Annotated in this window: 14 protein-coding genes; 8 read left to right on the top strand and 6 right to left on the bottom strand. The window is 61.8% G+C overall.

All coding sequences use genetic code 11. From position 1 onward, the window contains the following. Window positions 1-21 precede the first annotated feature (21 nt). From KGJ62_12330 to KGJ62_12320, 3 genes are read left to right on the top strand one after another with little or no spacing between them, the layout of a single operon-like run. Complete coding sequence (locus KGJ62_12330) at window positions 22-2385, top strand: enoyl-CoA hydratase/isomerase family protein (protein MDE2127368.1); 2364 nt, start codon at window positions 22-24, stop codon at window positions 2383-2385. Between the two features lie 47 nt (window positions 2386-2432). After that, window positions 2433-4562, top strand: a complete 2130-nt coding sequence (locus KGJ62_12325; GenBank protein MDE2127367.1) for a discoidin domain-containing protein — start codon at window positions 2433-2435, stop codon at window positions 4560-4562. 25 nt (window positions 4563-4587) lie between these two features. Beyond that, entirely contained in the window at window positions 4588-5769 is a 1182-nt protein-coding gene (locus KGJ62_12320) for a thiolase family protein (GenBank protein MDE2127366.1), read from the top strand. 33 nt (window positions 5770-5802) lie between these two features. On the opposite strand, the gene KGJ62_12315 is transcribed toward KGJ62_12320, so the two are convergent. Genes KGJ62_12315 through KGJ62_12305 form a run of 3 tightly spaced genes read right to left on the bottom strand, consistent with a single transcriptional unit; the run spans window position 5803 to window position 10454 of the window. Further along, entirely contained in the window at window positions 5803-9057 is a 3255-nt protein-coding gene (locus KGJ62_12315; protein MDE2127365.1) for a UvrD-helicase domain-containing protein, read from the bottom strand. Then, window positions 9050-9682, bottom strand: a complete 633-nt coding sequence (locus KGJ62_12310; GenBank protein MDE2127364.1) for a hypothetical protein — start codon at window positions 9680-9682, stop codon at window positions 9050-9052. Before KGJ62_12310 ends, KGJ62_12315 begins: the two co-directional genes overlap by 8 nt. Window position 9683: 1 nt before the next feature. Next, entirely contained in the window at window positions 9684-10454 is a 771-nt protein-coding gene (locus tag KGJ62_12305) for a hypothetical protein (GenBank protein MDE2127363.1), read from the bottom strand. A 175-nt stretch (window positions 10455-10629) separates the two neighbouring features. Here KGJ62_12305 and KGJ62_12300 point away from each other — a divergent pair, with 175 nt between their 5' ends. Together KGJ62_12300 and KGJ62_12295 are read left to right on the top strand one after the other, a co-directional pair. Next, on the top strand, window positions 10630-10905 hold the full coding sequence (locus KGJ62_12300) for a hypothetical protein (protein ID MDE2127362.1): 276 nt from the start codon (window positions 10630-10632) through the stop codon (window positions 10903-10905). A gap of 126 nt (window positions 10906-11031) precedes the next feature. Beyond that, window positions 11032-12417: a serine hydroxymethyltransferase gene (locus tag KGJ62_12295; GenBank protein ID MDE2127361.1), complete on the top strand. Its 1386-nt coding sequence runs from the start codon at window positions 11032-11034 to the stop codon at window positions 12415-12417. A gap of 40 nt (window positions 12418-12457) precedes the next feature. Here the strand turns inward: KGJ62_12295 and KGJ62_12290 are convergent, their stop codons facing one another. Both KGJ62_12290 and KGJ62_12285 read right to left on the bottom strand, forming a co-directional pair. Further along, window positions 12458-12793, bottom strand: a complete 336-nt coding sequence (locus KGJ62_12290; GenBank protein MDE2127360.1) for an SdpI family protein — start codon at window positions 12791-12793, stop codon at window positions 12458-12460. A gap of 59 nt (window positions 12794-12852) precedes the next feature. Continuing rightward, complete coding sequence (locus tag KGJ62_12285) at window positions 12853-14697, bottom strand: glycosyltransferase family 39 protein (GenBank protein MDE2127359.1); 1845 nt, start codon at window positions 14695-14697, stop codon at window positions 12853-12855. Between the two features lie 202 nt (window positions 14698-14899). Between KGJ62_12285 and KGJ62_12280 the strand changes: the two genes are divergently transcribed. The 3 genes from KGJ62_12280 (at window position 14900) to KGJ62_12270 (ending at window position 18576) form a co-directional block, all read left to right on the top strand. Continuing rightward, window positions 14900-16015, top strand: coding sequence for a sugar phosphate isomerase/epimerase (locus KGJ62_12280; GenBank protein MDE2127358.1), 1116 nt, complete (start codon window positions 14900-14902; stop codon window positions 16013-16015). Next, window positions 16012-17244, top strand: a complete 1233-nt coding sequence (locus KGJ62_12275) for a PD40 domain-containing protein (protein ID MDE2127357.1) — start codon at window positions 16012-16014, stop codon at window positions 17242-17244. Before KGJ62_12280 ends, KGJ62_12275 begins: the two co-directional genes overlap by 4 nt. An 84-nt stretch (window positions 17245-17328) precedes the next feature. Then, entirely contained in the window at window positions 17329-18576 is a 1248-nt protein-coding gene (locus KGJ62_12270) for a DegT/DnrJ/EryC1/StrS family aminotransferase (protein MDE2127356.1), read from the top strand. On the opposite strand, the gene uvrA is transcribed toward KGJ62_12270, so the two are convergent. Further along, entirely contained in the window at window positions 18560-21412 is a 2853-nt protein-coding gene (gene uvrA, locus KGJ62_12265) for an excinuclease ABC subunit UvrA (GenBank protein MDE2127355.1), read from the bottom strand. The two genes, KGJ62_12270 and uvrA, sit on opposite strands and share 17 nt — an antisense overlap. Window positions 21413-21493: the final 81 nt, after the last annotated feature.

The raw sequence follows: 21493 nt of genomic DNA, 5'->3' as shown, positions 1-21493 counted from the left end.
ACCAGAAGCGAGACGTATTTGATGATGAACCAACACACGGGTTCGGGCCGGGCGGTCGTCGTCGGCGGCGGTGTCATGGGCTCGCAGATCGCAGCGCACCTTGTCAATGTCGGCTGGCAGGCCGACGTGTTAGACGTGGTCTCTACCGACGGAACGGATCGCAGTTCGATGGCTTCCGCAGGAATCTTGCGAGCCGCAAAACTCCGGCCGGATCCATTCTTTGCTCCCTCTGACAAGTCCCGTATTCGCGCGGGAAACACCACCGACAATCTGGATTGGATGGCGGGCGCCGACTGGGTTATTGAGGCGGTGGTGGAATCCGCTGAGATAAAGCGCTCCGTACTGGCCGCGATCGAAGGAGCCGCTGGACCGACGGCGATTATAACGACAAATACTAGTGGTCTTTCGATCTCCGACATGAGCGCCGGGCGCAGCGACAGCTTCCGGGAGCGCTTCTTCGGCACGCACTTCTTCAACCCACCGCGGTATATGCGGCTTATGGAGATCATTCCAACACCGGAGACATCCCCGGCGGTCCTTGAGCAGTTTACCGGGTTCTCTGAGGACGTCCTCGGTAAGCGGGTTGCTTACGCGCACGATACTCCGGGATTCATCGCAAACCGACTGGGCGTGTTTGCCATGATGCGTACGGTCCATGCTGCGCTGAAATACGACCTGAACGTGGAAACCGTGGACGCGTTGACAGGTCCCTTGATCGGGCGCCCAAAGAGCGGTACTTTCCGTCTTTGCGATATATGCGGGCTGGACATTACGGCGGATGTCGCAGCGAACCTTTCCTCCCGGCTCGTTCGCGACCGGTACCACTCTTCGCTGGATCTACCCGAGCCGATGGCAACGCTGCTCGAGCAAGGCCGGATCGGCGAGAAGGTGGGCGCGGGATTCTATAAGCGACTGCCGGATCGTCAGATATTGGCGCTGGACTGGGCAACACTGAATTACCGACCACGCCACGATGCCAGGTTGAGCCGGTTCGCCGATGTGCGGGCTCTGCCGCTGGCCGAGCGCTTGAGGAAACTCCTGGCCGACACGTCGCCGGAGGCGATGTTCCTCTGGGAGGTGTTGCGCGATCTGCTCTGTTGTGCCTCAGACATCTCCGCGGAAATAGCGGACACACTGCCGGCCATCGATAACGCCTGCCGCTGGGGCTTTGGTTGGGAATTGGGTCCGTTTGAGACATTGGATGCGCTTGGCTTGCGCTGGTTCGCCGAGCGCGTCGCAGAGGACGGCCTGGCGGTGCCGGCGTGCGTGGAGCAGGCTCTCCAGACCGGCGCGGATAGCTTCTATACCGCCATGGACGGCGCCAGGCTGTGCGTCGATGTCACCGGCGCTCCGCCACGGAGCGAGATCGTGGAGGCGCCGAAGTTCCTCTCGCTGGCGCGAGTGAGGGGGTCGGGAGGTGTTATCCGCGAAACGCCCGATCTTTCACTGCTGGATACCGGCGACGGCATCCTGTGTCTGGAATTCCACTCCAAGATGAATGTGCTCGGTGACGGCATTTCGGCGTTCATCGACGCCAGTCGTGAAGAGGCTGAGCGAAATGGCGCGGCGCTCATCATCGCCAATCAGGGTGAGCACTTTTCCGCAGGCTTCAACCTGCAGCTTGTCCTGATGGGTATTTATGAGCGGGACTGGGATTCGATGCTCAATCTGGGCCAACGCCTCCAGTTGGCGCTGCTGCGGCTGAAGCGCGCCCGTGTGCCGGTCGTGGCTGGCGTGCACGGCTACGCCCTGGGCGGCGGCTGCGAGGTAATGCTCCATGCAGCACGGGTTGTGGCGGCTGCTGAGAGTTACATCGGCCTGCCCGAGGCCGGCGTTGGTGTCATTCCCGCCGCGGGCGGCACCACGGAACTGGTTGTACGTGCGCTGGCGGGAATGCCGCCGGCAGCCGGTGTGGATGCCTTCCCGTACGTGCACCGCGCCTTTGAGGCGATGGGCATGGCGCAGATTTCGTCGAGTGCCCGCGGAGCGGTTTCGCTGGGCTATTTGCGGCCCGACGACATTCAGGTGGCGAACAGTGACGCGGTGGTCGCCACGACACGCGCCATCGCACTGGAGATGGCTTCGCAACCGTGGCATGCTGCCGAGCCGGCGGCGATCTCCGCAATGGGCAGCGACGGCATCGCACGATTCGATCTGGAACTTCATATCATGCGCCGGTCAGGTTATATCAGCGAGCACGACGCATTGATCGGACACGAACTGGCGTCGGTGATGTGCGGCGGCAATCTCCCGCACCCGTCGACCGTAACCGAGGAATACATGCTGCAGTTGGAGGCAGAAGCGTTTGTGCGGCTTTGCAGCACTGTGAAGACGGCAGAACGTATCAAGACAATGCTGGAAACGGGACGTCCGGTTCGAAATTGAGCGCAGACCGGTGGATTCGGCGATGCGGTTCTGTTTACGGCACAGCGTTGCGAGCGTGCTTTCACGGAGCGATTGCGCTGTACGGCTTGAACATGGTGGCGTCGCCGGCGAACGGCCAGACGGTCGGGCAGATTACTGTGGATGCGCGTCCTTCGGCGAGTACCAACCGGTTTGACCCTCGCACCGCCCTCGGGGCGTCGGTCGATTCTCAGCACGCCGGTTCCATCCCCTATATCTACTCGCGGCAAAATGTCAGCCAGATGCTTTCGGCGGGGTGGCAGCCGGTGAGCTATCGGCTATACACCGAGCTAAGCGTTCAGGCGTGGCACTGGTCACCGACCGGAACATGGAGCGACCCGACCGGCGCAGGATACTTCACCGGTTCGGCGCCGGCCTCCGGCTCAATTATCGATTCGTGGGGATTCCGGCTGCCGCACCGTGGTTTTACCCACGATCAAGCAAACAATGACGACTACTCGCGCCTGACAGACGGACACGGGCACACGTACTGGAAGAGCGATCCGTATCTGAGCTCGCGGTACACCGGTGAGCCGGATGCCGCTCATCCGCAGTGGATTGTCCTGGACCTCGGCCAGCGTGTGGATGTGGATGCGATCCGTATCAGCTGGGCGAATCCGTACGCCGTGAGCTATCAGGTGCAGTACTGGACCGGACCGCAGGCGATGAGCGACCCGGCACATGGCGGCTGGCAGACTTTCCCAGCCGGCGCAATTGACCGTGGTGAGGGGCGCGATGAGGTACGTAAGCTTGCGGCCTCACCCGACCTCGTGCGCTTTGTCCGCATTTTGATGACCGCCTCTTCCAATACGTGGGATACCCATGGCAACAGCGATCCTCGCAATGCGATGGGCTATGCCGTGGACGAAGTGTACGTCGGAGTGATTGGGGCCGATGGTTCGTTCATCGACGACGTGGTTCACGAGCCGGATTCGGGTCAGACTGTAACCTGGGTATCCTCGGTCGATCCCTGGCACAGCAGTTCGGATCAGGTTATCGACCAGGAGCAGCCGGGGCTAGACCAGGTTCTAGGCTCGCCGATCGCTCGCCACTTGCCCGCCATGGTCCCGGTGAGCATGCTGTACGGAACACCAGATGACGCTGCAGCGGAGATCGCCTACCTCGTCAAGAAGGGTTATCCGCTGGCAGGTGTCGAACTCGGTGAGGAGCCGGATGGCCAGTATATCGTGCCGGAGGATTACGCCGCGCTTTGGATCCAGTGGGCGACCGCCATCCGGAGGGTTGCCCCAAAGGTGCCGCTCGGCGGGCCAGTTCTGCAAACGACCGACGCTGTAGCTGCGTGGCCCGACTCGGATGGTGATACCTCGTGGCTTCATCGGTTCTTCCGCTACTTAAGCCTGCGCGGCGCGCTCGGTCGTCTGGGTTTTCTCTCGTTTGAGCACTATCCGTTCTCAATCAGCTCCATGCCGACGGATGACCTTGTGGCGGAACCGGTGATCGTGGCACGATTCTTCCAGATGTTGAAACTGGCTGGAGCGCCGGCGGGTGTGCCGGTATACATCACCGAATACAATTGCGCTGCCAATTACAACGAGGCGGCTGTGGATGTAGGTGGCGCCGACTGGATCGGCGACTTTCTCGGCAGTTTTCTGACGGATGGCGGAAGTGGGGCGTTCTACTACGAATACGAGCCTGAGCCGCTCGAACCGTCGCCTTCCGGAGACTGCTGGGGAGTGCTCTCGATGTTCCCGAGTGATTCACTCAACGATATCCGGTTTCCGTCGGCCCAATACTTCGCGGCCAGACTGATCACACAGGACTGGCTGTCGCCTGGCGGCGGCGAGCACACCGTGTACACGGCGGCGAGCAGCATGACCAATCAACTGGGCCAAACTATTGTAACGGCCTATGCGGCAAAGCGTCCGGATGGCCGCTGGGGCCTTCTCGTAATTAACAAGGACTTCACCTCGGCGCATGCATTCCGCGTCGTTTTTCATTCGACCCGGGATAGTGGCTTCCGGGGCAGCGTCAAGGTATCTGTCTTTGGCCCGGATCAGTATGGCTGGCATCCGAACGGTGTCGAAGGGGCCGCCAATCCAGACGGGCCAATTCAGGAGGCGCGGGAGACGGTGGCGCCTGAGTCCACGTTCACCGTGCCGGCTGGCGCGATGATGGCTGTTACCGGCTCCGTTCGATGATCACGGCATTGAAAGGGGTGGCGAATTGATTGATGCAGTCGTTGCTTCCGGAGCGAGAACGCCGATAGGGCGCGCTACCCGCGGTATGCTGCGGTTCGCGCGTCCCGAAGACATGGCGGCCATAGTCATAAAGGCGGCAATTGAGCGTGCGGGCGCCTTCGACCCCGCTCTGGTGGACGAGGTAGTTTTCGGCTGCGCAATGCCGGAGCAAGAGCAGGGCATGAACGTGGCCCGCATTGCCGCGCTGCGAGCCGATTTGCCCATTTCGGTACCTGCCGTCACGGTAAACCGCTTTTGCGCCTCGGGACTGGAGGCTATCGCGATTGGGGCGCAGAGAATAGCCGCTGGCCAGTGCCACATCGTGGTGGCTGGCGGCGTGGAGAGCATGAGCCTGGTGCCGTTTGATAAGTCGCCGGTAAAGCCGAATCCCAGTTTGCTCGCGTCGTATCCGGACGCCTATCTCAGCATGGGGTTGACTGCCGAGAACCTTGCTCAGCAGTACGCCATCACGCGCGAGGACGCCGACGATTTTTCTCTCGAAAGTCATCAGCGGGCCCTCGCCGCCATGGCCGACGGGCGGTTCGATGATGAAATCGTTGGTGTACCCGTGCAGTTCGCCACTTTTGGTTCTGATGGCAAGCTGAGTAGCAGCTCTCACGTTGTTGACCGTGACGAGTGCCCAAGGGCTGAAACATCCGCTGCAGCGCTTGCGGCCCTCAAGCCGGCATTCAAGCCCGACGGCGTAGTCACGGCGGGCAACTCGTCGCAGCGCAGCGATGGCGCAGCCGCAGTTGTGTTGATGTCACCCGAACGCGCGCGTGATCTCGGAGTTGCGCCATTGGGAACGTTTCGCGAATACCGCGTCGTGGGTGTGCCGCCTGAAACCATGGGTATCGGTCCGGCATATGCGGTTCCGCGACTGCTGCATGCGGCGAACGTGGAACTCCGCGATATCCGCACCGTCGAGTTGAACGAGGCGTTTGCAGCACAGGTGCTGGCAGTGCTTAAAGAGTTCCCGATGGACAGGCTGAAGGTCAATCCGAATGGCGGTGCGGTGGCGCTGGGGCATCCATTGGGATGTACCGGTGCGCGGCAGGCGGTCACGCTCCTGCATCGCATGCGTGGCGGCGCGGGTGGGCTTGGCATCGTGAGCATGTGCGTCGGCGGGGGCATGGGCGCCGCCGGGCTCTTTGAAGCCGCCAATTGACCGATCGCCGACCCGGCCACGGTGCCGACCCTGTCAGTTATGGGGGCAGAGAAGGAACATTGGGCACACGCTGCACTTGTACTCTGCGGGTGCGGGCCGATACTGCTTCGAGGCCATTTCGCGCAAAGTTCCCTCCGCGGTCCGGACGCAAAGATCCTCGTTCTGTCTGGTGTTTTGAACCTCGGTCACGTCCCGCGTTGTGAGGCTGCGGACAAACACGCGCGGCGGCCGTTTGGCTTTCTGACGCAGTGATGCGGACCAGATCAGGCACCGCTCATCTCGGGCATCGCTGGCCCGAAGGCTGCGCCATACCAGCCGCTCGAAAACCAGATCTCCGCGTTCGCTGCACACGAGATTGGGTTTGGAGCGGATCTCACCCCACCTCGTACTAAGCACCAATCCACGCGGCCTTGGATCCACATGCCTACTTGCACAGGCGTCGGCGATTGCCGCGCAGAAGCCGAGTGCGCGCGGCAACAGCCGCTGCAAGTCTGCGCGCTCCTCGGGAGCAGCGTCCGCAGCGAACTGCTTCATGGCTTGCTCGGCCACATCCGGCACATTTGCCGCGGCTCGGCCGGCGCACGCGCCGCCTACGGCCTCCACGGCCGTTTGAACGAAACGAAATAGAACGAGGTTGGTGGTGTCACCGACTGTATCACCCGCTTCTCTGTACAGGGTCAAACGCGGACACCACTGAAAGTCGGTAACCTTGCTCAGCGAGCAGCCTTGCAACACCGGACGTCCGGTCGGCGGCTCGTTCCGACTATTGACCCGCCTTCGCGACTGTGCGGGCGCCGCACCGGTAATGGCTTGCAGGAATCGCACCGGCTGGCATGGCCGGCCGTCGCTCAGCTCGCCCCAGCTGAGGAACAGCGAATCCCGAGCCCTGGAAAGTCCTACAAAGAAGAGTGACTCAGCATCCAGGGAGGCCTCATTGGACGTGTCCTCCGCGTCGTCGCTATCGATGTCGGCGCCGGCCTGCCATTCAAAGTGCTCGCCGGCAAGCTGCGGCAGGAATACCACGGGAAACTCCAGGCCTTTCGAGCTGTGGATAGTCAGCAGGCTGACCGCGTCCATCTCATAGAGTCCCGGAGGCGGCGCCGAAGCGCGGTTGGCATGACACTCGATCTCAAGCAGAAGCCGGTCGCCGAGCTCGCAAGGCGTCATCAACCTGTGTTGGCGCGTCGACGCGGCGGCAGGTCGCCATGCACGCTGCAGCACACCGTATATGCTTAGCCGGTGGCATGCTGCCTCGGCATTATCGGCAATGCCGGCGCTGCGGAGATAGTCGGTGCGCTCAAAGAGGCTGCCGGCCAGTAGCGACCACGCCGATGACGTGTCGCCCGGCTCTTCCGCTGTTGCGTTTGCTGTGAATGGATCGTCGGCAATGCGTCCGGCTTCGCTGGAGAGCGCCGGGATGGTCGAAAGCCTCCGAGATGCGAGCGTGTCGCCGCCGCCGGCTTTGAGAAGAGCGATCATGTCGCGCACCTCCGGACGCTGCCACATCATCCCCATGGCAAGCACTGGAACGTCGCGCCGGCGGAGCCGATCGGCCATGGATGCCGCTTGAGCGTGAGTGCGGCAAAGAACCGCGTGATCGCGCCATGGGCGTCCTTTGCGGTGAGATGAACTGCACTGCTCAGCCACAAAGTCGGCTTCCGCCTCGTCATCCTCAGCGCGAACAATCGTGATCTCGTTCCCCGGCGCCTCCTGCCGCACGGCGTTCCAGAGGTCGCCCGATTGTTGGGTAGCGGCGTCGATTGAAAAACCCATGCCGCGCAGCCCCGGCAGAGCCTCGTGCGACGCCACACCGCTCACCAGGCGGACCAGCGGCGGCGCCGCCCGATAGTTGGCGCGAAGCGAAACCACGCTTGCGTTCGGCCATGCGGCGCGGAAATTGGAGACCGTGTGGGGGTCGGAGCCATTCCATCGGCAGATTGTCTGGCGCGCATCGCCGACTACCCAGAGTCCGCTGCCACCACCTGCCATCAATCGAACCATTTCAGCGCTGGCCTGGTTCACATCCTGATATTCGTCTACCAGCAGATGGTGGTACATCGCCTGCTGCCGCCGTAGAACGGCCGGCTCCTTCTGCAGTAGGTGGACAGCCCGCGCCACGAGCTCACCCAGGAAGAGCATCGATCGCTCCTCCATCAGCGTCGTCAACGCGCTCCACAATCGTGTTACTTCGGCTACATCGCTGCGACCAATCGCCGCAGCCGTGATGCTGTCGGGCGACTTGAGGGCGTTGCAAGCGCGCGAGATGGCCTGCAGACCTCCGGCCAGCCAACGCGCCGAGGCAGGCTCACCGGAGGACGTCCTTAGCTGAAGGCGGTCCCGCTCCGCCAGCAGCATTGCAACTGCGTCCACGGTATCGGCTATGGCCGGGCGCGCAGCCACACCAACGCCCGCACCCTCCTTCCGAAGTAGATCGAGCGCAAAGCTGTGGAAGGTGCCGATCCATACGCGCTCGCCTTTTGCGCCGGTACCCCGGGTGATCCGCGTGCGCATTTCGTTGGCCGCGCGGTTGGTGAACGTGAGCGCGAGTATCTCATGCGGCTGGATGTGTTGGTGCTCCATCAGCCACGTTATTCGCGCTGTGAGCACTCTGGTTTTGCCGGTTCCTGGGCCGGCGTCAACCAGAGCCGGTCCGGTCTCAAGCCATGCGGCCCTTTGCTGCTCGGCATCCAGTTGCAGGCTGCCTGGCTGCGTGTCAACTGCCGGCGACTTTTCCACATCTGGCAGCAGGAGGGCGTGTGGCATCCGGCGCAGGAGTCTCTCGTACCCAACACCCAGGTGCGCGGCGATCTGTGTGGCCGTCCATCCCTGATCATAAAACAGATGCTGCAGTACTTGCGCCGGCATAAGAAACTCCGCCGCGAAGACGTTTGCTTCGTTCTCGTTCCGTTCTACCGGGCTGTACCCAACTGCCTCGTCGAAGAGGTCGTCGCCCCATGCCTCTTCATTGGCCACCGCGCTCGACTCACCACCGGAGTAGTCCGGATGGAGCCGGTAGTGGCCCAGCTCATGCGCCGTGACAAAGAGCCTACGTTCATCATCCAGATCGCTCCGCATCCAGATTTGGCCGGCGCAGCGGTCCAGTACGGCGATGGCGCCGCCAAGCAGCGGGTCATCGGGGCGAAGCAGCGTCACTGTGAAACCGGAGGCAGTCAGTGCAGCATGGACGGCGGCTGCGCCCGGAATGCAGGTTGGGTTCCCGGCGCTGTCGAGGCCCAACTCACGGCGCCAGGTGACCGCATCGCGGCGCGCTGCCGCCCAATCATTCATCCTGCGGCAGGATCTCTTCCGTCAACCACGGCTTCTTCTGTTCAACACTCATATCCGGCGCCGCTTCGATGGCTTCGGTCCAAGACTCAGTTCGGGCGGCTTTTGGTGGCTCGTTGGCATAGAAGCTCGCGCCATGCGACAGCGTGGGCGGCATCCGGAGATAGCCCTCAACGGCGGCGCGCGGAACGGCGAGCAGCGCTGCAACCTTGTCCATGAATGCGGCTGGTATGGTTGCGGCGCCGATCAGGCGACGCTCCAGTTTCCAGAACACTGAGCTGCCAATAGCGAGATCTGCGGTGACCTGAGCTGGCTCGATCCCGCGTTCTCGGGCTGCGCCGGCCAACGACTCCAGCGAACTCTGACAGCTTGCCAGATACTGCCTGAGGCGGTGCTCGGCGCGTTTGGTGGCCGCGGCGTCCTGCTCCTGTGTGCGCTCCGCCTCCTCGGATTCGCGGCTGTCCATCCAGCCGGCAAGCGCCCAGTCGAGTATCTCAGCCCGTCGCCCCGGGTATCGTCGGCTCAGCCTCTCAACCGTTTCGCGGTTCATCGGCGGCGTCTCTGCCATGATCGCCGTGAGAAGGTCATCCTGCTCCAGCCGTTGTTGCTTCGAGAATTCAGGTTCCATGCTAACCCTCTCCGAGTTCGGCGCGCACATGTTCGGCGGCGGCCCGGCACCATGTTCGAATCGTTCTATCGGTTACGCCAAGGCGCTCGGCCGCCTCGGCATGCGTACAGCCGTACATGGCTGTGAGCAGGAGCGCTTCTTGATGCGGTTGCGGAAGACCCGCCAGTGCAGCGCGAACGCGTTCACGATCTTCGACCGCGTCGAACGCGGCGAGCGCTGTCGCGTCCGCGGCTTCATTCGTGTGCATGGTTACCATGCCATCAGCTCCCATCATCGCATCGTCGGTTCTCATCTGGTTCTCATGCGTGTACCGCCTGCTGGCCGCGAGATACGCGCGAGTAACCACGAGGGAGAACCGGCATGCCAGAAAACTGCCCGGACCGCTTTGGAGCAGCTGGTCCACGACGGCGTCGACAGTTGCCGCCACCACCTCCTCGCGTCGGCTCTCCGGCAAATCCGTGCCCTTCCTTGAGCATGCGCGTGCGCCCGCCGTAGCGCGCCGGTACAACTCATAACATGCTGCCTCGAATCGCTGGTCGCTCTTATTCCAGACGCCGTTCGCGATTGCGCCCGCGAGAACTTCAGAGGGAATATGTTCCGGATTGCCATAGGAAGTTATTCTGAGCGCTGCCGTCAGCGTTGCCACCGACCAGTACCGGACGACCTCGATTTGAGCTGCTATGTGTGGATCCGGTGCATGGAAGTGTGACGGGGCAGATTCGCCCTGCGGCTCCACGCCACCACTCACTTTTACGGTGTCGCCATTGTTCATACTGCGCCACCATCGGCAAATGCGGAAGCTGTATCAACAAAAAACATTCTGAATCCGTTTCGGAACTAATAATTGCCGTGAGAACTGTTTCTCATGCAGTTTGAACACAGCGTGCTTCCGCATTCGTCAAAGCAGAGAGAGTGTATCTTCAGCATCGCGTGAAAGGTGGATGAGGATGCAGGAAACTACCGTATGTGAGCTGGCGGAACTGATCACGAACCTGGTTCGCGATGCGCGCACCGATCTCGATGCCGGAAGCCTCGGCGCTTTCGAGACGCGGATGAGCGCGGCCTCAGACGAATACAGTCGAGCGCCGTCGGTTCTCCGCGAGTTGGCGCACAACAGCGGATGGGCCAGCCTCCGCGTTGCATTGATGGAACTGGACGAGCATACGCGCACGACTGCCGAACGAACAGTCCCTCGCCACCGGGTCCTCCGCCGGGCTGCGTAGTGCGCCTATAATACCATTCGGGCGTGGTGAGGCGATACACGAGCCACGGTTTGACCGTCTTCAGGCGTGGCAGGTAGAATGGCGCCATTCCACGTGCTTTGGGTCGCACGGAAGCAGCACCGCACCATGACGTCTACCGCTCCGGGAGCACCACCTACTTTCCACAGCACAGCTTCGCATCTTGAGCGTGTGGCCGCTGTCGATCCGGAGGTCTACGAACTTGCCGTTCGAGAGACGGCGCGGCAGCGTGCGGTCGTGCGGTTGATACCCTCCGAAAACTACACGTCTGCAGCCGTCATGCAGGCTATGGCCACGGTGTTCTGCAACAAGTACTCGGAAGGCTATCCCGCCCGGCGCTATTACGAAGGAAACGAGGTCATTGACGATCTCGAAAGCCTGGCGCGTGACCGGGCGACCGAACTGTTTGGCGCCGACCACGCCAACGTGCAGACGTACAGTGGTTCGCCGGCAAATATGGCTGCGTACTTTGCGCTGATGAAGCCGGGAGACACGGTGCTTGGGATGCACCTGCCCAGCGGCGGACACTTGACGCACGGCTGGAACGTGAACTTCAGCGGCATCATCTACCGTTCGGTGTTCTATGGTTGCGACCCGGAGCATGGTATCACCGGGATGGATCCCGAGACCGGTGTTCTGGATTACGATGAGATCCTTCGGATTGCGCGCCGCGCGCGACCAAATGTGATTTTTGCGGGTGGCACAGCCTATCCGCGCCACTGGAATTACCAGAAGTTTGCCGAGATTGCAGCCGAAGTTGGCGCATGGTTTGTAGCCGATATCGCGCACGTCAACGGGCTTATCGTCGGTGGCGTCCATCCCGATCCTGTGCCATGGGCCGATGTCGTCACCTCGACCAGTCATAAGGCTATCCGCGGGCCCCGTGGCGGATTCGTGCTCTGTAAAGACCGGCCAATGATGGACGACCCCAACCAGCGCCTGCCGGACAGAATCGACAAGGCGGTGTTTCCAACGCTGCAGGGTGGGCCGCATGGAAATACGATGGCCGCGCTGGCCGTCTGCTTCAAGGAGGCAGCCACACAGGCGTTCCGTGATTATGCTGGCCTGGTGGTGCAGAATGCGCAGAGTTTGGCATCAGCTCTGCAGGACCGTGGGTTCCACCTGGTGACCGGTGGAACGGACAACCACCTGATTCTCGTCGACGTGGTCAAGTCGCGCGGCGTCCCAGGCAAACCTTATGCGCGAGCTCTCTATGACGCCGGCATAGAGGCCAACTTCAACTCGGTACCGAACGACCCGCGAAAGCCGTTTTCACCAAGCGGCCTCCGAATCGGCACGCCGGCAGTGACGACGCGTGGATTTGGTGCCGAGCAGATGGTCCAGATTGCCGAATGGATGGATCGTGTTGCGTCCGGCGCCATCAAAGATGGTAAGACGTGGCGCTTTGACGAAGGTGTTGTTCGGGCAGTTCGCGAGGAGGTCACCGACCTCTGTTCCGATGTGCGGTTTCCGGTGCCTGGGATCGATTGCTGAATAGCGGCGGCGCCAGCCCGGCGGAGCGTTTCGTCGCCCTCTACAACCGACCAAGGTACCGGAAACTGCGGTACAGGCAGACGGCGAGCGCCGCAAGCATTATCAGCACCCACGCGCCACTGTAAATACCGGCGCCGGTTGATCCGAACAAAAGTATGGGCGAGCATGCAATTGCTGCCAGCGTGGTCACGGCGCCTGCCAGAAAGAACATCTTGCCACTGTATGCGTTGGCGGCATACCAGATTGCATCCGAGCTCATCGTCTTCGGCACGCGGAATCCGTACAGCCGGTTGCGAGGAATACGCCCTTGAATGAGCGGAACCGAGGCCACCATGAACAGCATGCCCGTCATCACTGCCGCCACCAGGTGAATCATAGCCGTCCTCCTTGCCCAAACCTGCTGCACAGAGGCTGCGCCGTTATCAAATACGGCGTTCACCTGGCAGGGTTTCGCGAGTTGGCATCGGAAGTCCGAGGGTGAATAGGGCGCTCTAGCCGGCCGACCAGCCAGCCGTTGTCCTCGGCGAGGATGCGCCAGGTGTCGCCTTCGGCCCGCGCCTCCGGGGCGACATAAGTGGTTGAGTTGTGGTCTGTGGTTACAATATCCACACCAACCTTCGATTGATCCAGAAATGGGTGTGCGTACGGGAGCAGCGGTATGTCGCGCCGCTCGTCTGGCGAGTAGCCGCCGTAGTAGTTCATGCTCGGCCTGCGCGGAACGATATGGAAGTAGATGATCGGTACTCCGCTCGCAGCGTCCGCCTTTGCCGCAACGGCCATGCGCTGATACGGCCCCAACACGTCATTCCGCGCAGCCGCGTAGCCGCGCGTTACGGCTACGGAGATCAAGACAAAAATGGCGATTACGAGGCTGGAAAGCGTACCCAGAACCGCCTGGCGCGAGCGGCCACACCTCGCAATGCACGCCGCGATCGCTGTCAAGATCAGCATGCCGGTGGTTGCAAAGCGCACGGCGTGAATCACGTCGGCTGGAACCGGGGCGCCTTTCCGCATAAACAGTGGGCCGATCCAGGTCGCAATCGCGATAATGCCGGAGAACAGCAGCGCTACTGCTACCGATTTTCGAAGGCTCCGTATCGCGGCCGCATTCGGAGCCAGCGTAAGTAGTCGGTCCAGCCAGGCGCCGGTCAGCAGGGCGGCGGCGGGGTAGGCTGGGGCGATATATGTGGGAAGCTTCGCAGCGCCGGCGCTGAAGAAGATGAAGATCGTCCAGAACCATACGCGCAAGAACCGCTCCAGTGGTTCGGCGCCGGAACCTCCACTATCCAGTCTCGGCAATCGCCGGCACAACGCAGGAAATGCGAAGCAGCTCCATGGGAAGAAACCGAGTGCGAAGAACAGCAGATAGCTCAGCATCGGTTCGTTGTGAAGCTTATCCAGCCCCTGGAAGCGACCGATATGCTGCCGGATGATGTACTGCTGCACCCAGGTGAAGCCCAGGCCGTCCACGCCCCCGGCCCGCCAGATCAGGTAGTGCCACGGACCCGCGATAACGATCAGTACCAGGCACCCTGGGAGTGGCCGCAGCGCGCGCAGAACCCGTATTGCACCGGGCGCCGGCGTTGGCTGTGGCTCAAGGCTTAAAGTCGCACCGGCGCCAAGTCGGCAGCTAAGGCGCCACTGCCCGCCTGCTATGAAGACGGCGATTACGAGCGCCGGCAGCACGATGCCGATTGCGCCTTTGGTTAATATCGAAAGTGCGCACGACGTCCAGAACAGCAGCCAGCCGGCACGGTGCAGCCATGTGCCGCCGTCGGTTCGCAGAATCGTGGCGTAAGCCAGCCAGAAGCCCGCAAGACTGGCTGCGAAGCAAAGCACCAGTAGCCCATCCGTCGTCATCTGGCGCGCGTCCACGATCGTCATCGGCGCTGCGGCGAAGCAGATCCCGGCAAAAAGGCCAGCCCGCGGGCACCGCCAGCGCCATCCGATCACGGTGATCAATCCAACCGTCAGAAGCGCCACGAGGGCGCTCGGCAGTCGAGCTGCGCCTTCGGAGGATCCGTACAGCTTCATAGATGCCGCGCACAGCCAGTATGCCAGTATCGGCTTTTCGAAGAACGGTACCAGCGTCTGAGCCGGATTGTATGGCGGCCGGAAGTTAATCTGGGGCGTAATGAAGTTGCCGGTGACCAGCATCTCCTTCGCGCACGTCACATACAGCGCCTCATCCAGGTCGAAAAGCGGCACGCGGCCGATGCGCCAGAAGAAGAGGAAGAGACATGCGGCAAGCAGCGCGCCACATGCAATCACGCGTCGCACAGTGCGGCCGCGTCTTGGGTCGAGTGATGCCGGGGTGGTAATGATGCCGTTTTCCGTGCCTGCTGCCCGCACGCGACGTCAAAAACGCTCCCGCGGGCCCCGCACTATTCGGTTCGCTGGCCGCAGGTTCCTTCGCGGGAGGAAGCCGAGACCCATGCCGCGAAGTAGCCTCAGGCAATTCCCGGGTTTGCGGAGGCGAATTATGCAGGTGGACGCAGGTGCTTTAAGCAGTCTGGATTCCGAATTCCCCGGCTATCTGGAGCACGAGGATGTTGACCGGTTCTTCGCACGCTTTGGTATTCGCTTTTCCGCCGGCCACTGGTGCGCCGGGGGCTTCAGCGACCGGTTTTGCAGAACTTACCTTGAGGAGCCGATTGACGAAAGCCCGGTTGGTCAGCTGACGCGGGTCGCGGAGGCCGGCATCGCCGGTGTGGAACTGAATAACGAGATGTTCCTCGATGCAGCGCTACAGCCCAGCGATGCGCTGATTCGCGAGGTGACGCATGCGCTCGATCGCCTGGGACTCGTCGCCACCAACATGAACACGAACATCTGGACGCGGGCCCGCTACAAGATGGGATCGATCACCAACCCGGACGCGGCACGTCGGCGCGAGGCTATTGACTACTGCCTCCAAACCGTCGAACTTGCGCACCGGCTCGGCTGTCCCAGCGTACAACTATGGCCCGGTTCAGACGGATGGGACTACCACTTTGAGGTCAACTATGGTCGGCAGCTGGATTGGTTCATCGACGGCTGCGTGCAGATCGCGCGGAAGGCCGCGTCGCTTGGTCTCCGGTTTGGCACCGAAGCCAAACAGAAGGAGCCGCGCGAGGGCAACATGATTCTGAACACCACGGCCAAGGCGGCCCTGGTGGCAAAAACAGTCAATGAACAATTGGGCAGCACGGTAATGGGCGTTGTGATCGACTATGGGCATGAGCAGATGGTTGGCAATCAGCCGGCAGACAGCCTCTACCTTCTGCGGCGCGTCGGCGTGCCGATTGCTAATTTCCATATCAATGCCGCCAAATACAACTCCAACGACGAAGACCGTGTCACGGGGACGGATGATATCTGGCGGCTGGCCGAGTTCTGCTACGCAGCTATCGATACCGGATACGACGGATGGTTTGGCGAGGACCAGTTCACCTATCGTATGGATCCCGTGCGCGCCATGCGGCTCAGTCGGGAGCTGTTCGCCAACGCCATGAAGAAAGCGCTTCGGATATATGCTCAGAACGATCGCCTGCGACAGGCGCAGGATAGCGGTGAGTCTGCCGACGTTATCGACGTTGTGAAGCGCGTACTCATGTGAGCGAGCGCCTTGCTCGCGACTTTGCGCTGCTCCTCGCTCTCGGTGCGGTTCTTGGCCTCAGCGGCTGCGGTGTACAGCGTACGCTTGCCCAGACGCCGGTTGCAGCGGATCCGGGAAACTGGGCCGACGTCAATCCCTGTTTCTCTCACTCGGGTCATCGGATTGCCTTTCTCCGGACCTGGCCAGATGGTCAGGAGCAGCTCTGCATCACCGATGCGGACCTGGTCCGGTCATCGCCGCTGCTGGAGAAGGAACTTCTTGAGCCGGATCGCGGCTACAGCAGTACGTGGAGGCGTTACGATAGCCCCGAGACGCTCGCATGGTCGCCGGACGACGGCAGTATCGCCTTTGAGCGCGTTGAGTGGTTCACATTTGAGAACGGTGACAATCTGCCGGGTACGGCTCTCTGGGAAATCTCACTCCGCACCGGTGCAATTCAGCCGATTGCCCTGCATCCTCGCAAGTACCTCGGCGGGTTCTACTACTTTCGGGATCCGCAGTGGTCGCCGGACGGCCGGTATATCGCGTTCTGTGGCGAGGGCATGTATGGAGAACGTGCGCTCTTTGTCCGCCCCGTGACGGCGCCATCACCGGTGGCGGCCCGTCCGCGCTACGACTTTTACTCCGAGAGCGACTGGCCGGCGTGGCAGCCGATGAGGCCGCATCGTCTTGCCTTCCGACAGAGCATCCGTCGGAGCGCCGCGGTCGTGCCGGTGGAGACGCTCCGATACCTCACACCCGGCGATCCATCTGTCGCGGCCGCTGGCGAACTGTGGCGGCTGGCCATAGCGCCGGCCATTGCTGCCATGCAGCCTCAACCAGGACATACTGTGGTTCCGCGGATCGGTCAGCCTGCATGGTCGCGCCATGGGTTCCAGTTGGCATTCACCGTAACGCCCGATGCTACCGACTACAGCCGCTACGAAATCTGGACTCTTGACTTGCAAAGCGGGAAAGCGGGCCCGGCAGTCGTCAACCTGTCCGGTTGTCTGCATCCCGTGTGGGTCGACTCGAATCACATCGGAGCGATCCAACTCTCCGGACACGGCTGGTCGGTAGTGGAGATTGACCTGCGCTCGCGCACGGTTCGGAAGCTCGGGCGTATCGATAGTGCCGACTGCTCATGGTCGCCCGACCGCAGCCGGATCGTATACGCATCGCGCAGCCCGGGCCCCGGACCACTGCGGCCAACCACCCTTCGCCTCTTTTATACAGGACTGCACCGGTGACGAACGGGCAGGAATAGCGCCGCCCACACGCGTAGTTGACAGTGTGACCGCACCGGCGCGACGCGTCGAGCATGGGAGAACACCATGGCCGTGAGCTCGGTTGGCAGGCTTGCCATAGACGGCGGTACCCCGGTTCGCGACATTCAGAAACGGCCGTGGCCGCAGTGGCCGGTGTACGACGAACGCGAGCAGGCGGCGCTGGAGCGGGTTCTGAAGAGTGGCCGCTGGTGGTATGTGGAAGGCGACCAATGCGTCACCTTCGAAAAGGAGTTTGCTGCGCTGCAGAACTGCACCTGCGGCGTTACGTGCACAACCGGCAGCGCCGCCCTCGAGATTGCACTCCGAGCGCTCGATATCGGCTGCGAGGATGAGGTGATCGTACCGGCCTACACCTTCGTCGCGACAGCCAGCGCCGTACTGGCGGCCGGCGCCGTACCGGTCTTCGCTGACATTCAGCCCGATACCTTCAACATCGACGCCGCAAGCGTCGAAGCCGCGGTTACTCCCAAGACCCGTGCGATCATTCCGGTCCACATTGGCGGCCGACCCGCGGATATGGATGCAATATGCGCCATCGCAACGCGTCACGGGTTGGCCGTCATCGAGGACGCCGCGCAGGCACATGGCGCGGCGTGGCGCGGTAAGGGCGTCGGCAGCCTGGGTGACCTCGGCACGTTCAGTTTTCAGGCAAGCAAAAACCTGAACGGCGGTGAGGGAGGAATGATCGTAAGCACCGATGCACGCCTGGGCGACAAGGCATGGTCGGTGATGAACGTTGGTCGTGTACGCGATGGACGGTGGTACGAGCACCACGTGCTGGGCAGCAACTTCCGCATGACGGAATGGCAGGCTGCCGTGCTTCGCGTGCAGCTCCAGCGGTTGCCCGAGCAAATGGTCTGTCGCTCGCTGAGCAGCGAATACCTGCACAAGCTGCTCGCAGATGTGCCCGGGATACTCCTGCCATCCGAGGACGATCGGATCACGTCGCATGCGCGGCACCTGATCACGCTGCGTTACCAGGCTGAGGAGTTCGGCGGCAAGCCATTGGACTGGCTGGTTAAGGCTCTCTGCGCCGAAGGCATTCCTTGCTCCATGAGCTATGTGCCGCTCTACCGCGAGGAGATATTCCGGCGGTATGCCGAACGCGACGGAGCTTGGTGCAAGCTGGGTCGTCGAATCGACTATCCGGCAATGCGCTTACCCGCGTGCGAAACGGTCTGCCGTGATACAATCTGGATCACGCAGCATAACCTGCTTGGTCCCCTGCAAAACATGGATGACGTCGCCGAGGCTTTCGGCAAAGTGCGCCGCATCGTCAACGGTCGCGACTAGCACCCGACAGCAACGCCTTTAGATAGCGTCCGGTATGGCTGGCGGCCACACCGGCCACGGTTTCGGGTGTTCCTTGGGCGATGATTTCTCCGCCGGCGTCGCCGCCTTCCGGACCCATGTCGATGATCCAGTCGGCAGTCTTGATCACGTCGAGGTTGTGCTCGATCACCAGCACCGTATTGCCCGCCGAAACCAGGCGGTTGAGCACACCAATCAGCTTCTCCACGTCGGCAAAATGCAGTCCGGTGGTGGGCTCATCCAGGATGTAGAGTGTGCTGCCGGTGCTGCGACGCGCGAGTTCACTCGCTAGCTTTACGCGCTGTGCCTCACCACCGGAGAGTGTCGTTGCCGGCTGTCCGAGACGGATATAGTCCAGTCCCACGTCGTGAAGCGTCTGAAACTTGCGCGCGATCCTCGGTACCGCCCCGAAAAACAAAACGGCCTCGCTCACGGTCAATTCCAGCACGTCGGCAATCGACTTGCCGTTGTACTTCACTTCCAGCGTTTCCCGGTTGTATCGCCGTCCGTGGCACACCTCGCAAGGAACGTACACGTCCGGCAGAAAGTGCATCTCGATACGAATAATGCCATCGCCTTTGCACTGCTCGCATCGCCCGCCGGCAACATTGAACGAGAACCGGCCGGGCGAATAGCCCCGGATCCTTGCGTCCTGCGTACGCGCAAACAGGTCGCGAATCAGATCGAAGACTCCTGTGTACGTGGCCGGATTAGAACGCGGTGTCCGCCCGATCGGAGACTGATCAATATCGATCACCTTGTCAATCGCGTCGATTCCCTCCACGGAGTCGTGCGGGCCCCATACGCCGTACGAGCCGTACAGGCGGTGCATCAGCAGTGGGTAGAGCGTCTCCTGTATTAACGATGACTTGCCGGAACCGGAAACACCGGTCACGGACACGAACAGCCCAAGAGGTATGCGCAGGGTTACGGACTTGAGGTTGTGCGCCCGGGCGCCGGTCAGTGTGAGGAATCGTCCGTCCGGCATCCGTCGTTCGGACGGAATCGGGATTGCGCGGCGGCCACTCAGGTAGTCACCGGTGATACTTGCCGTGTTGGCCTTAATCGCGTCAACATGCCCCTCAGCAACCACATATCCGCCGTGTTCTCCGGCGCCGGGGCCAATATCCACGATCCAGTCGGCACGCTCCATCGTCTCCTGGTCATGCTCCACCACCAGGATCGTATTGCCGAGCTCGCGCAGGCGCTCCAGCGTCTGAAGAAGCCGGGTGTTGTCGCGCTGGTGCAAACCGATGCTGGGTTCATCGAGGATGTAGAGTACACCCATCAATCCGGAACCGATCTGGGTCGCGAGCCGAATCCTCTGCGCTTCGCCACCGGCCAGCGTGGCGGCGCCGCGGTTCAGTGTTAGGTAACCGAGTCCGACGTTCAGCAGAAAGCCCAGCCGTGCTCGGATCTCCTTAATCACCTGGCGCGCCACCAACTGGTCGCGTGGCGATAGCTCCAGGCCCTCAAAGAATCGAGCAAGCCGGTCCAGCGACAAGCAGCAAAGGTCCGAGATGTTGCGGTCACCAACCGTGACCGCGGCGGCGGCCGGCTTAAGCCGTTTGCCGCCGCAGGCGGGGCAGGGGCGTTCGCTTTGATACTGTCGTAGCTCCTCGCGGATCATCTCGCTGCCGGTATCCGAGAGTCGCTTCTCCAGCATGCGGATCAGCCCCACATACGGTGACGTGAAGCTGCGCTGACGGCCGGAGCTGCTCCTGAATTCGATGGTGATGGTGCCCGCAACACCGCGCATCAGGCCCTCCATCTGCAACTCCGAGAGGTCTTCAATCGGGGTGTTTACGGTAAACCCGAGCCGGTGAGCCACCGCGTTGAACATACCCTCGGTATAACGGTGCATCGTCTGCGGTCCCGATTTTGCCGTAAATGGGCGCAGAGCGCCATTCGCAATAGACCGCGTGCGATCGGGGGCGATCAGCACCGGGTCGAATTCGGCTCGCGTTCCCAAACCGTGGCAGTCCGGGCAGGCGCCATACGGCGAGTTGAACGAGAACAGGCGCGGTTCAAGATCGTCAAGGTTGAACTCACCATCTTCTGTCGAAAAACTGTCGTTAAAGCGGAGTTCCGTCTCGGGTTTGCCATCCTTCACCACGAGCGCGGTGGCGCGGCCCTTACCAAGCTTTAGAGCCTGCTCCATCGCGTCGGTAACCCGTGTTTGCAGGCCGCTTTGGATGACCAGCCGATCAATGACCGACTCGATGGTGTGCTGCTTGTAGCGCTCAAGCACCGGAACCTGCTCACTCAAATCCATGATCACGCCGTCGACGCGTGCCCGAACATAACCTGCCTGCAGGAGCTCCTCCATCTCGCTGCGGTATTCGCCCTTTCGGCCAACTACGATCGGCGCCAGCACGAGCACGCGTGACTCCTCAGGTAGGCTCAGGATACGATCGACCATCTCCTCAATTGACTGGCGAGTAAGTCGCTCGCCCGTGCGAGGGTCGTGCGGAATACCAACGCGGGCGTAAAGTAACCTCAGGTAGTCGTAAATCTCGGTTACCGTGCCCACCGTCGAACGGGGATTGCGGCTGGTGGATTTCTGGTCGATCGAAACGGCGGGGCTCAGGCCGTCGATCTGATCGACGTCGGGCTTGTCGTGCTGGCCGAGGAACTGCCGTGCGTACGCGGAAAGGCTCTCCACGTACCGCCGCTGGCCTTCGGCATAGAGTGTATCGAATGCCAGCGATGACTTGCCCGATCCGCTCAGGCCGGTGATAACCACCATTTTGTCGCGCGGAATGTCAATGTCGATGTTCTTCAGGTTGTTCTGGCGGGCGCCACGAACGCGGATCATATTGTGCGATGGCGCGAGTTCTGGGACCGGTGCAATGGTGCGCTCGCTAACGGGCACCTTTGCACCCTGGCGAGGCGGCCG

It is taken from the genome of Armatimonadota bacterium (assembly GCA_028871815.1).
Classification (GTDB): Bacteria; Armatimonadota; Chthonomonadetes; order Chthonomonadales; family Chthonomonadaceae; genus REEB205.
The sequence above is the reverse complement of the archived record's forward strand: the minus strand, read 5'-3'. Positions and strand labels throughout refer to the sequence as shown.